General features: G+C 64.4%; 8 protein-coding genes and 1 pseudogene. 1 reads left to right on the forward strand and 8 read right to left on the reverse strand.

Annotated features, from left to right (window positions below; all coding sequences use genetic code 11):
* Positions 1 to 66 precede the first annotated feature (66 nt).
* The 7 genes from IVB54_RS36265 to IVB54_RS36295 form a co-directional block, all read right to left on the reverse strand.
* Positions 67 to 1044, reverse strand: coding sequence for an ABC transporter ATP-binding protein (locus IVB54_RS36265; protein WP_018457591.1), 978 nt, complete (start codon positions 1042 to 1044; stop codon positions 67 to 69).
* Complete coding sequence (locus IVB54_RS36270) at positions 1041 to 2456, reverse strand: Asp-tRNA(Asn)/Glu-tRNA(Gln) amidotransferase GatCAB subunit A (RefSeq protein WP_018457592.1); 1416 nt, start codon at positions 2454 to 2456, stop codon at positions 1041 to 1043. Before IVB54_RS36270 ends, IVB54_RS36265 begins: the two co-directional genes overlap by 4 nt.
* Positions 2453 to 2647: a hypothetical protein gene (locus IVB54_RS36275; protein WP_018457593.1), complete on the reverse strand. Its 195-nt coding sequence runs from the start codon at positions 2645 to 2647 to the stop codon at positions 2453 to 2455. Before IVB54_RS36275 ends, IVB54_RS36270 begins: the two co-directional genes overlap by 4 nt.
* Entirely contained in the window at positions 2644 to 3705 is a 1062-nt protein-coding gene (locus IVB54_RS36280; RefSeq protein ID WP_018457594.1) for an ABC transporter ATP-binding protein, read from the reverse strand. The genes IVB54_RS36275 and IVB54_RS36280 overlap by 4 nt, the downstream gene beginning before the upstream one ends.
* Positions 3706 to 3707: 2 nt before the next feature.
* Entirely contained in the window at positions 3708 to 4610 is a 903-nt protein-coding gene (locus tag IVB54_RS36285) for an ABC transporter permease (RefSeq protein WP_018457595.1), read from the reverse strand.
* Positions 4611 to 4612: 2 nt separating this feature from the next.
* Positions 4613 to 5566: an ABC transporter permease gene (locus IVB54_RS36290; protein ID WP_247776968.1), complete on the reverse strand. Its 954-nt coding sequence runs from the start codon at positions 5564 to 5566 to the stop codon at positions 4613 to 4615.
* A gap of 195 nt (positions 5567 to 5761) precedes the next feature.
* On the reverse strand, positions 5762 to 7420 hold the full coding sequence (locus tag IVB54_RS36295) for an ABC transporter substrate-binding protein (RefSeq protein WP_018457597.1): 1659 nt from the start codon (positions 7418 to 7420) through the stop codon (positions 5762 to 5764).
* A gap of 210 nt (positions 7421 to 7630) precedes the next feature.
* Between IVB54_RS36295 and IVB54_RS36300 the strand changes: the two are divergent.
* Positions 7631 to 9226, forward strand: a pseudogene (locus tag IVB54_RS36300) (ABC transporter substrate-binding protein).
* A gap of 255 nt (positions 9227 to 9481) precedes the next feature.
* Here IVB54_RS36300 and IVB54_RS36305 read toward each other — a convergent pair.
* Complete coding sequence (locus IVB54_RS36305) at positions 9482 to 11713, reverse strand: adenylate/guanylate cyclase domain-containing protein (RefSeq protein ID WP_018457599.1); 2232 nt, start codon at positions 11711 to 11713, stop codon at positions 9482 to 9484.
* Positions 11714 to 11758 lie beyond the last annotated feature (45 nt).

Raw genomic sequence — 11758 nt, forward strand, 5'->3', positions numbered from 1 at the left:
GGAAGCGGAACCGGGATGAACGAGGTCTGAATGCTGTTCCCCCGTTCCCCGCTGGCGGTCTAAATATCATGACAGCGCGGTGACCGGCTCCGCCAGCACGCACCGTGCTGCCCGGCCCGGCCCGACCTCCACATTCCCAGGCAATTGCTCCAGGCAGCGCGGCTGGGCAGCGGCGCAGCGGGGCGCAAAGGAGCAGTTGTGCGGCCGCTCGCCCAGCGACGGCGGGGTGCCGGGGATGGTCTCGAGCCGCTGTCCCCGCTTGGCCCCGTGGACGGTCGAGGCGAGCAGGCCCCTGGCGTAGGGATGCACCGGCGAGCGGACGATGTCGCGAAGCGTGCCCTGCTCCACGATCTGGCCGGCATACATCACCGCGACCCGGTCGCAGATCTCGATGGCGACCCCGATGTCATGGGTGACGAAGATGACGGACATGCCGAACTCGCGCTGCAGCTCGCGCAACAGCAGCAGGATCTGGATCTGCACGGTGGCATCGAGCGCCGTGGTCGGCTCGTCCGCGAGCAATATCTTGGGACGACACGCGAGCGCCAGCGCGATCATCGCGCGCTGACGCATGCCGCCGGACATCTCATGCGGATAGGCATCGAGCCGCCGTTTTGCGGAAGGAATGCGCACGACCTCGAGCATTTCGAGTGCGCGCGCCCTGCCCTCCGCATACGACTTGCCTTCGTGACGCACCACGCTTTCGGCGATCTGCGCGCCGATGGTGTAGACCGGATCGAGCGCCAGCGCCGGCTCCTGAAAGATCATCGACACGGTTTGGCCGCGGAACGACGACAGCTGCTCGTCGTTCATGGCGAGCACGTCGCGGCCCATGACGTTGACCTTGCCCGTGATCTGCGTGCGCTTCTTCGGCAACAGGCGCATCAGCGCGCGCAAGGTCACGCTCTTGCCCGAGCCGGACTCTCCGAGCAGGCCCAGCACCTCGCCGTCGCCGAGCGAGAGACTGAGATCGTTCACGGCATAGACCGTGCGCTCCCCGGTGAAGCGGATGTTAAGGCCTGAGATCTCGACGAGCTTTGTCATGACGGAAGTTTCGGCAGCCTTTCGTGGTAGTCGGTGGCGCGCTGGAACGCGGCGCCGATGGTGAGCAAGGTCGCTTCATCGAACGAGCGGCCGATCAGCTGCATGCCGATCGGAAGACCGCTTTTGGTGAAGCCCGAGGGCACCGTGAGCGACGGCAGGCCGAGGTAATTCACCGGACGGGTGAACAGCGTCAGCCGCTGCAACAGCGCCGGCGCATTCGGCCCGCCGCCAACGTCGCTCTCCTCGATCGTTGGCGCCGGCACGGGGGACGCCGGCGCGATCATCGCGTCGACGCCCGATGTGGCAGCGTTGTGCGCGGCGAGCGCAGGTCCGCGCCAGCGCATCGCCTCGAGATAGGTGATGGCGGGGACCGCGAGGCCGTTCTGGAGCCGCATCAACACCTGCGGACCATAATCCTGCGGCCGCTCAATCATCCAGCGCTTGTGGAAGGCGGCGGCTTCGGCTGCGAGCACGAGCTGGCTTGCCGAGGACAATTGCCGCTGATCGGGCAGCTCGACCGTGACGATGTCGGCGCCCTCACGCTTGAGCACCGCAACGGTCTCGTCCAGCACGCGCGCGACCTCGCCGTCGAGATCATCGACATAGAAGGACGAGGGGACGCCGACCTTGAGGCCCTTCAGCGAGCCCTTGGTCGCGCCGACATAGTCAGACAGCGGCTCATGACTGCAGGTCGAATCCTCAGGATCAGGGCCGGCCATCAGCGCCAGCAGCAGCGCGCAATCCTCGGCGGTGCGGGCGAGCGGGCCGACCGTGTCGAGCGACTGCGACAGCGGCATCGCGCCGGCGCGGCTGACCCGGCCGACGGTGGTCTTCAATCCCGTGACGCCGCAGAAATGTGCGGGCATGCGGATCGAGCCGCCGGTGTCGGAGCCGAGCGCCGCATAGGTCAGTCGCGCCGCGACCGCCGAGCCCGAGCCCGACGACGAGCCGCCGGTGATGTGCGCAGCGTTCCAGGGATTGCGAACCGGGCCGTAATGGGCGTTATGGCCAGTCGGGCCATAGGCGAATTCGGCGAGATGCAACGTGCCGAGGCGAACCTGGCCGGCGTCCTTCAGCCTCTGCAAGGCGGTGGAGGTCACTGTCGGAACGAAGTCGCGGCGGATCAACGAGCCGCAGGTCGCGACGTGACCTGCGTCGTAATACATATCCTTGTGCGCGAGCGGCACACCGTGCAGCGGACCGCGGACTTCCCCCTTGGCGAGTTCGGCGTCGGCGGCATCGGCGGCCTTCAGCGCTGCCTCTGCCTCGATCGACATGAAGGCGTTGAGGTGCGGCTGCCACTGCGCGATGCGATGCAGCAGCGCACGCGTCACCTCATGCGAGGACACCTGCTTCATCGCGATCGCGCGCGCGACCTCGGTGAGCGTCATCAATGCGGGCTCGGTGCTCATTTCGAGACCTTGGCAGTCTGCGCGATCGGATAAAGCGCGGGCTCGAGATCGAACGGCAACGTGCCGGCAATGGCCGCAAAGCCCTCGAAGGCCGGTCCGATGGAATTGGAGATGCGCGTCGCGATCTCGTCGTCGACGGGAACGCCGGCGACCTGTGCCGTCGCCTTGATCTCTTTTGTCGTCGGTCTCATGCGGTTTCCTCCTTCGGCGCGCGGCGATGGCCTGAACCCGGGATCGCCATGTAGCACGCGGCCTCGTGGCCCATTCTATCGAGCGCGGTGAGTTTTGGTGTCGCATTTGCGCAGAGCGGCTCCGCAAACGGGCAACGGGTGTGGAAGCGGCAGCCCGAGGGTGGATCGATCGGATTGGGCGGATCGCCCGTGATCGGCGGCGTCTCGGTGCGGCGGTCCGGATCCGAGGACGGCATCGCGGCAAGAAGTGCGCGCGTATAGGGATGCGCCGGTTGGTCCCAGACCTGGTCGACCGGGCCGAGCTCGACGACCTCGCCGAGATACATCACCAGCACGCGATCGCTGATATAGCGCACGACGTTGAGGTCGTGACTGATGAAGAGATAGGTCAGGCCGAACTCACTCTTGAGATCGGCAAGCAAATTGAGCACCTGCGCCTCGACCGACTTGTCGAGCGCGGAGACGGCTTCGTCGAGAATCACCAGCCGCGGCGACAGGGCCAGCGCACGCGCGATGTTGACGCGCTGGCGCTGGCCGCCGGAGATCTCATGCGGGTAGCGGTTGGCAAAGTTTGCAGGAACCAGGCCCACTTTGCCCAGCAGCTCGCGCGCCAGCGCGCGCGCGGCGCCGTCGGCCATGCCGTGCACCTTTGGGCCGAAGGCGATCGAGTCCTCGATGGTCAGGCGCGGGTTGAGCGAAGCGTAGGAATCCTGGAACACCATCTGCATGCCGCGGCGCAGCTCGCGCAAGGAGAGCGACTGGCCGACGCTCATGCCGTCATAGATGATGTCACCGGTGTCGCGCGGCATCAGATGCATGAGCAGCCGCGCGGTGGTCGACTTGCCGCAACCGGACTCGCCGACGATGCCGACGGTCTCGCCCTTGGCGACGGTGAACGAGACATTATCGACCGCCCGCACGGTGCGCTTTGCGGCGAACAGGCCGCCACGAACCGGGAAATGCTTGGTGAGGCCGTTGACCTGGAGCAGCGGCTGGGCGACGCCGCCGAGGTCTTCGATCGGCTCCAGCATTGCGACGGAGAGGTTGGTTTCGCTCATGGCTAGTTCCTGATGTCCATGGCGCTGCGCAGGCCGTCCGAGAGCAGGTTGAAGCAGATCGAGACCGCGAAGATCATTGCACCGGGGAGCGCGGCGACCCAGGGGTTGACATAGATCGCGGTCCGCAAGGTATTCAACATCAGGCCCCATTCCGGCTCCGGCGGTTTGGTGCCGAGGCCGAGGAACGACAGGCCTGCCGCGAGGATCATCGAGACCGAGATCAGGCTGGTCGCGTAGACGAAGATCGAACCGAGCACATTGCCGAGGATATGAACGCGCATGATGGTGAACGGTCCCGCGCCCGAGGCGCGCGCGGCGTCGACGAAGTCCATGTTGCGCACCCCCGTCGTGACGCTTTCGGCAACGCGGGTGATCTGCGGCACGAACACGACGGTCAACGACACGATGGAATTGAGGATGCCCGCGCCCAGCGCGCCCGAGATCGCGATCGCCAGCAGCACGGACGGAAACGCGTAGAACACGTCGATCGTGCGCATGATCGCGGTGTTGAGCTTGCCGCCGACATAGCCGGCAACGAGGCCGAGCGAGGTGCCGATGCAGAAGGCGAGGATCACAGGCAAAATGCCGATGAGAAGCGACAACCGGCCGCCATAGATCAGCCGCGCCAGCATGTCGCGGCCGAGTTCGTCGGTGCCGAGCGGGTAGCCGGATGTGCCAATGTGCCGAAGGCGGCGGATCATCGAGCCCTTGTAGGGATCTTCCAGACCGAGCCACGGCGCAACGATCGCGGAGAGAAAGATCAGCAGCAGCACCAGCGCGCAGACCATGCTGACCTTGTCACGCCAGATACGACGGCCGACGGTCGCCCAATAGCCGCGCGCCTTGGTCGCGGGCGCGGACTGAAGCGCCGTATCGCTGGTGACGGACAACGGAAGCTCGCTCATCGCTAACCCCGTTTGATGCGCGGGTCGATCGCGGCTTGCGCGATGTCGACCATCAGATTGAGGAAGACGAAGAACAGCGCCAGGATCAGGATCGTGCCCTGCAGCAGCGGCAGGTCGCGCTGGAAAATCGCGGAGTTGAGCAGGAAGCCCGAGCCCGGCCAGGAGAACACCGTCTCGATCAGGATCGAGCCGCCGAGCATGTAACCGAGCTGAAGTCCCATCACCGCGAGCGCGGTGGGGGCGGCGTTCTTGATGACGTGGCGGAACGCGCCGCGCTCATGCAGGCCTTTTGCACGCAGCGCCTCGACGAAGTCCTGGCTGAGAATGTCGCCGGTCAGCGCGCGCACCGTGCGAGTGACGATGCCCATCGGGATCACCGAGGTCGTGATCGCTGGCAGCACGAGATATTGCAAATGCGCCCAGTCCCAGGCCCAGGCGGCCGAGCCGCCGGGTCCGGCGCCGACAGCGGGCAGCCAGTTCAGCTGGACCGAGAAGATGATGACGAGCACCATGCCAAGCCAGTAATGCGGCACCGAAACGCCGGCGACGGCAAAGGAGGTCGCCAGCTTGTCGATCCAGGTCTCGCGGAAATAGCCGGCGATCAGGCCGAGCAGGATGCCCATGGTGAAGCCGATGATCGCCGCCGCAATCGCCAGCGTGACCGTGTTGCTGACCGCGCGCATGACCTCGGCGAGCACCGGGCGGCCCGTGGCGATGGAATTGCCGAGATCGCCATGAAGCGCGCGGAGCAGCCAAAGCCCGAACTGCACCGGCAGCGGGCGGTCGAAACCATAGGCCGTCCGGAGCTGCGCGGCGAGCTCCTGCGAGGCGTCTGCGGGGAGCACCGCGACGAGCGGATCGCCCGGCGTGATGTGCACGAGCAGAAAACACACCAGCGCGACGCTGATGACGATCGGGATGACGTAGACGATGCGTCTGGCGATATAGGCGAGCACGTTGTTTCTTTTCTTCCCTTCTCCCCTTGTGGGAGAAGGTGGCGCAAAGCGCCGGATGAGGGCTCTAACCCCGGATGCAGTGTTAACGAAAAAGAGAGAGGGTCATCCGCGGAAAGAGATCCCTCACCCGGCTTCGCTTGCGCGAAGCCACCCTCTCCCGCAAGGGGAGAGGGTGCACTGCGTATGAGGCGGGAACTATTGCATCGACACCAGTGAGAAGTCGATGAACCAGCTCTTTGGCTGCACGACGCCTGTCACCTTCGGGCTGATGGCGCGGGGACCGACGTCGTGGGCGACATAGAGGAAGGCCGCGTCATCGACGGAGGCCGCGTGCAGTTCGGCGAGCGCGGCGTCACGCGCGGCGGGATCGAAGGTCTGCCGCGCCTTCTTCACCAGCTCGTCGAATTTGGGATTGTTGATGAAACCCCAATTGTTCGAGACCGGCGGCGCCATGCCCGATTGCAGGAAGCGCACCAGCGCGAAGAACGGGTCCATCGCCGCATAGGTGACGTTGGTCGCGTTCGAGCCGTTGGCACTGGGATCCTTGGCGCCGCGGCGCCAGTTGGTGAACAGCGTATTCCACTCGATGACATCGAGCTGCACGTCGAAATAGCATTCGGCCAGCGCCTGCTGGATATATTCGTTCATCGGCAACGGCTGCATCTGGCCCGAGCCGGACGCAGACGTCTGGGTCTTCACCGTCAGCTTCTTGTTCGGGCCGAATCCGGCCTCCTGCATCAGCTTCTGTGCAGCAGCCTTGTCGTACTTGATCTCGAAGGTCGGTCTGCCGCGCCAGGGATGGCCGACCTCGAACGTGCCGGTCGCGGGCACCATCAGCCCCGCGAGCAGGCCGTCCTTGAGGCCTTCGCGATCGACGCAGAGGTTCGCGGCCTTGCGCACGCGGATGTCGTTCCAGGGCGAGCCCTCGACGCGCGAGAACTGCCACGGCCAGACGTGCGGCTGCTCGTTGGCGTAGAGCTTGAAGCCGCGCTGCTTGAGCTCGGGCAACGCGTCCGGCGCCGGCGCCTCGACCCAATCGACCTGCCCGGAAAGCAGCGCCGCGGTGCGCGCGTTGGCCTCCGGCATCGGCAACAGCACCATCTTGTCGACCTTGGGCACGCGGTCCTTGTTCCAGTAGCTCGCATTCTTGACCAGCTCCAGCCGCTCGCGCGGGGTGAAGCCCGCCATCTTCCACGGGCCGGTGCCCGCGGCGTCCTTGGCAAACGCGGTCCATGCGGCCTGCGACTTGGCCTTGGCGTCGGCGCCCTCCGCCTTGTCGTAGAAGGCCTGCCACTTCGCCGGGCTCGCCATGAAGAGATTGGTGAGGTTGATCGGCAGGAAGCTGTCGGGCTCCTTGGTGGTGAGCTCGACCGTCATGTCGTCGACCTTCTTCGCTGATGCCAGCGTCGGCATGCGCGAGGCCGTGACACCGACCTGGCTGGCGTCGAATTGCGGCGCGTCCTGCTTCAGCACCTTCTCGACATTCCACACCACGGCGTCCGCATTGAACGGCGAGCCGTCATGGAAGGTGACGCCCGGCCGCAGCTTGAAAGTCCATTTGGTCTTGTCGGCATCGTCGACCTTCCACTCGGTAGCAAGGCCGGGGATCACCACGCTCGCCTTGTCGGCCGAGGAAAGGTCCCAGCCGGTGAGCGCGTCATACATGGTGAGGCCGGTGAAGCGGTTGCCTTCAAAGCCCTGATCGGGCTGGCCCAGCGTGCGCGGAATATCGGCAGCCGTCATGGCGATGCGCAGCACGGTTTCGGCAGTGGCCGCGCGCGGCCACGCAGCCGCGCTACTGAGCGCCAGCAACGCGATCAGCGCCGCGCGGGTCTTGTTTTTCTTGATCAACATTGACTCAATCCTTTTCCGGCTTCGATGACTAATTTTGATGCAATCGTATGCAATGCCTATGCCAATGGGGAAACTTATTCTGCAAATTGCCCCTGCGACGACAAGTCCTTGTGATGACACGTCGGCGAAAGCACCTCGCTGCCTATTCTGGCATCAAGATTGCAGGTTTGGCTCCGATTGTCCTTGAATTCTTCCTTGGAGCTTTGGCCCATGCGTATCCGACTATCGACCTGTTTCGCCGTGCTTGCACTGGCGTTGTCCGCGATTCCGGCGGGCGCCGAAACGGTGCTGCGCTACGGCATCTCGATGGCGGACATCCCGCTGACGACCGGCCAGCCCGATCGCGGCGCGGGCGCCTATCAGTTCACGGCCTACACCATCTACGATCCGCTCGTGGCGTGGGAGATGGACGTCGCCGACCGGCCGGGAAAGCTGGTGCCCGGATTGGCCACCGAGTGGAGGGTCGATGCCGAGAACAAGACCAAATGGCGCTTCACCTTGCGCAAGGGCGTGAAGTTTCACGATGGCAGCGAGTTCGATGCCGACGCCGTGATCTGGAATCTGGACAAGGTGCTCAATGACAAGGCGCCGCAATTCGACAAGCGCCAGAGTGCGCAGGTCAAGACCCGCCTGCCTTCGGTCGCGAGCTACGCCAAGATCGACGACTTCACGGTGGAGATCACCACCAAGACGGTCGATTCCTTCTTTCCCTATCAGATGCTGTGGTTCCTGGTCTCCAGCCCGGCGCAATACGAGAAGCTCGGTAAGGACTGGGACAAGTTCGCGAGCCAGCCTTCGGGGACCGGCCCGTTCAAACTGACAAAACTGGTGCCGCGCGAACTCGCCGAGCTCACGAAGAATCCGGATTATTGGAACAAGAAGCGTATTCCCAAGGTCGACAAGCTCGTGCTGGTGCCGATGCCGGAAGCGCTGACGCGCACCAATGCGCTGCTGGCCGGGCAGGTCGATCTGATCGAGACGCCGGCGCCGGATGCCGTGCCGCAGCTCAAGGCCGCCGGCATGAAGCTCGTCGACAACGTTACGCCGCATGTCTGGAATTATCATCTGAGCGTGCTGCCGGGTTCGCCCTAGACCGACATCCGCCTGCGCAAGGCGCTGAACCTCGCGATCGATCGTGAAGCCGTGGTGGGCCTGATGAATGGCCTTGCGAAACCCGCCAAGGGACAGGTCGATCCGTCGAGCCCCTGGTTCGGCAAGCCGAGCTTCGAGCTGAAATACGATGTCGCAGCCGCCAAGAAGCTGGTCGAGGAAGCCGGCTACTCCAAGGCGAAGCCGCTGAAAGCGACCTTCATCATCGCACAGGGCGGCACCGGCCAGATGCTGTCGCTGCCGATGAACGAATTTTTGCAGCAGAGCTTCAAGGAGACCGGCATCGACATCGATTTCAAGGTCGTCGAGCTCGAGACACTCTATACGCATTGGCGCAAGGGCGCGGCCGACGAGATGAACGCCGGCATCACCGCCAACAACATCGCCTATGTCACCTCTGACCCGCTCTACGCCATCGTCCGCTTCTTCCATTCGAGCCAGATCGCGCCGGTCGGCGTCAACTGGGGCGGCTACAAAAACCCGAAGGCCGACGCGCTGATCGACGAGGCCAAGCAGACCTTCGACAGCGCCAAGCAGGACGAGTTGCTGGCGCAGGCGCACGCGCTGATCGTCGACGACGCCACGCTGGTATGGGTGGTGCACGACACCAACCCGCATGCGCTGTCGCCCAAGGTCAAGCAGTTCGTGCAGGCGCAGCACTGGTTCCAGGATCTCACGACGATCGGGGCGGAGTGAGGCTCAAGGTCGGCACCCCGCTTCCGCAAACACCACTGTCGTCCTGGCGAAAGCCAGGACGACACCTCTTATTAAGGCGACGGCCTGCGGCGTCGAACACCGCTGTCGTCCCGGCGTAGCCGGGACCCATAACCACCGAGTTGAATTCGGCAACGACAGCCAACTCCGATCTGGCGTACAGCTTCTGCTGCGGAGTATGGGTCCCGGCCTGCGCCGGGACGACACCGAGGGTTTAGCCGCTAGCAAGCGCCTCCCTTATTTCGTCAGCAGCGCATAGGCCCCGGTCCAACCTTCCGGCGGTGGATTGACCTGGAATTCCTTGATGCGCACTTCATAGAGCTTGAACAGCTTTTCCAGCGTGTCGGCATCCTCGCTCCTGCGGCCGCGGTCGATCGCGTCCAGCGCGCCCTGCCAGTCGCGGCTGCGATAGCAGGCGAGCATTTCGATGGTGACGTTGCGCAGGCGCTGGAAGGCGCCTGAAAGCATCACATCCTCGCGGCCGGCGATGGCATAGATCACCTCCGGCTCGGTCTTGCCCTTGACCATGATGAAGTCGAGTTCGAGGATCGCGAACTTGTCCTTGGCCGCGAGCGCGGTGCGCGAGCCAACGATAATGGGAAAGCCGTATTCCTTCGACTGGCCTTCCAGGCGCGAGGCCAGGTTGACGCTGTCGCCGAGCACCGAATAGTTCTTCTTCAGGTCGGATCCCATGTTGCCGACGACGCCGATGCCGGTGTTGAGACCGATACCGACATTGAGCGGGATGTAGACGTGACCGCCATCAATGGCCTCCTGCTCGCGGTCCTTGTTCACCGCGTCGATCTTCTCCAACATCTGGATCGCGGCCTCACAGGCGTTGACCTCGTGCTCGGCATCGTCGAGCGGCGCATTCCAGAACGCCATGATGGCGTCGCCCATATATTTGTCGATATAGCCCTTCTGATCGATGATCACGTCGGTCAGCGGAGTCAGGAAGCGGTTCATCAGCGCGATCAGGCCCTGCGGATCGTGCTTGTAGGTTTCCGATATGGTGGTGAAGCCGCGCACGTCGGAGAACATGATCGTCATTTCGCGCTCCTCGCCGCCGAGGACGAGTTTTTCCGGTGACTGCGCGAGTTGCTCGACCAGCACCGGCGACATGTATTGCGCGAACATGCCGCGGATCTGCACGCGCTGGCGCTGCTCGCGCACGAAGCTGGCGAAGATTAGCGTCAGATAGATCGCGGTGGTCGAGAGCAGCGGATAAGTGAAGTCGATGAGATAGCGGTGCTGCGCATAGAAGAACCAGGACACTCCGATCAGGATAGCGGCGAAGGTCGCGCCGGCAAGCACGAGGCGAACTGGTCCGAGGTTCGGCGTGAAGATGATGACGAGCAAGCCGATGACGAGCGCGGCGAGCAGCTCGACGCCGAGCGCATAGTTCGGCTGGGAGATCACCGCGCCGCTCAGCACGCTCTCCAGCACCTGGGCGTGGATCTCGACGCCGGGCATGGTCGAGGACACCGGCGTGGTCTTGATGTCGTTGAGCCCAACCGCCGAGGTGCCGATCAGCACCAGCTTGCCGGCGATCTTGTTAGGCGGCACCGTATTGTCGAGCACGTCGGCGGCCGAGACGTAGATCGAGGGATCCTGGCGCGCGTAATGCACCCAGAGCTGACCGTTCCTGTCGGTTGGGATCTCCACGCCCTTGAGACGCACGGCCCGCACGCCGGTCTTGTCGGTCCGAACCAGCAAGGTCGGCGTGCCCGTGACGACGCGCAAAATCTCGAGGCTCAGCGAAGGCATGACCATGCCCTGGGCGCGCATGATCATCGGCACGCGCCGGATCAGGCCGTCGCGCTCGGTCTTGATCGAGAACAGGCCGCGGCCGGCCGCGACCTTCTCGATCTCGGGCACGTTGCGCAACAGCCCGGGAAATTCGAATAGGAAGCGCTCAGCGCCCTCCTCGCCGACCGTCGCGACGCCGGTGAAGGGCAGCGACTTGTCGACCTCGGACGAAATCGCCCGCTGCCCAGTCTCGCCCAGGATCACGCGCGAGCGCTTGATCGCTTCGGAGAGGATCTGGTCGTTGCTCGGCAGCTCGCGCAGCTTGGCGCGGGTGGCGTCGTCCAGGTAGCGCATCTGGCTCGCGACCAGATCCGGGTTGAGCCGGTCGGCCTCCGAGAACACGACGTCGAAGCCGATCGCCACCGCGCCGTGATTGGTGAGGTTCTGGATCATGTCGGCGATCCGCGTCCGCGGCCACGGCCACTGGCCGAGCTTGGCGAGGCTCTTGTCGTCGATGTCGACGATGGTGACCGGCCGCGCCGTCTTGTGGCGCGGATCGATCAATTGAAACATGTCGAACGTGCGCAGCCGCAGTTCCTGGATCGGAGGCGGATCCCAGAGCCGAGCGCCGGCAAATACGACCAGCAGCGCAAGGCACATCAGCCGCGCAAACCCGAACTTGCGCGCAAACCACCGCCGCAGGATCTTGAGACGTTTCATGGTGGCTGGATATCACGCTTTGGCGGTGAACGGCAGCGTGGATCG

The sequence above is a fragment of the Bradyrhizobium sp. CW1 genome (genome assembly GCF_023100665.1).
Taxonomy (GTDB): domain Bacteria; phylum Pseudomonadota; class Alphaproteobacteria; order Rhizobiales; family Xanthobacteraceae; genus Bradyrhizobium; species Bradyrhizobium canariense_D.

What these genes read in the sequence shown, in the direction of transcription:
- IVB54_RS36265 (WP_018457591.1), bottom strand. Translation starts at nt 1,044, where the DNA reads ATGACAAAGCTCGTCGAGATCTCAGGCCTTAACATCCGCTTCACCGGG.
- IVB54_RS36270 (WP_018457592.1), bottom strand. Translation starts at nt 2,456, where the DNA reads ATGAGCACCGAGCCCGCATTGATGACGCTCACCGAGGTCGCGCGCGCG.
- IVB54_RS36275 (WP_018457593.1), bottom strand. Translation starts at nt 2,647, where the DNA reads ATGAGACCGACGACAAAAGAGATCAAGGCGACGGCACAGGTCGCCGGC.
- IVB54_RS36280 (WP_018457594.1), bottom strand. Translation starts at nt 3,705, where the DNA reads ATGAGCGAAACCAACCTCTCCGTCGCAATGCTGGAGCCGATCGAAGAC.
- IVB54_RS36285 (WP_018457595.1), bottom strand. Translation starts at nt 4,610, where the DNA reads ATGAGCGAGCTTCCGTTGTCCGTCACCAGCGATACGGCGCTTCAGTCC.
- IVB54_RS36295 (WP_018457597.1), bottom strand. Translation starts at nt 7,420, where the DNA reads ATGTTGATCAAGAAAAACAAGACCCGCGCGGCGCTGATCGCGTTGCTG.
- IVB54_RS36305 (WP_018457599.1), bottom strand. Translation starts at nt 11,713, where the DNA reads ATGAAACGTCTCAAGATCCTGCGGCGGTGGTTTGCGCGCAAGTTCGGG.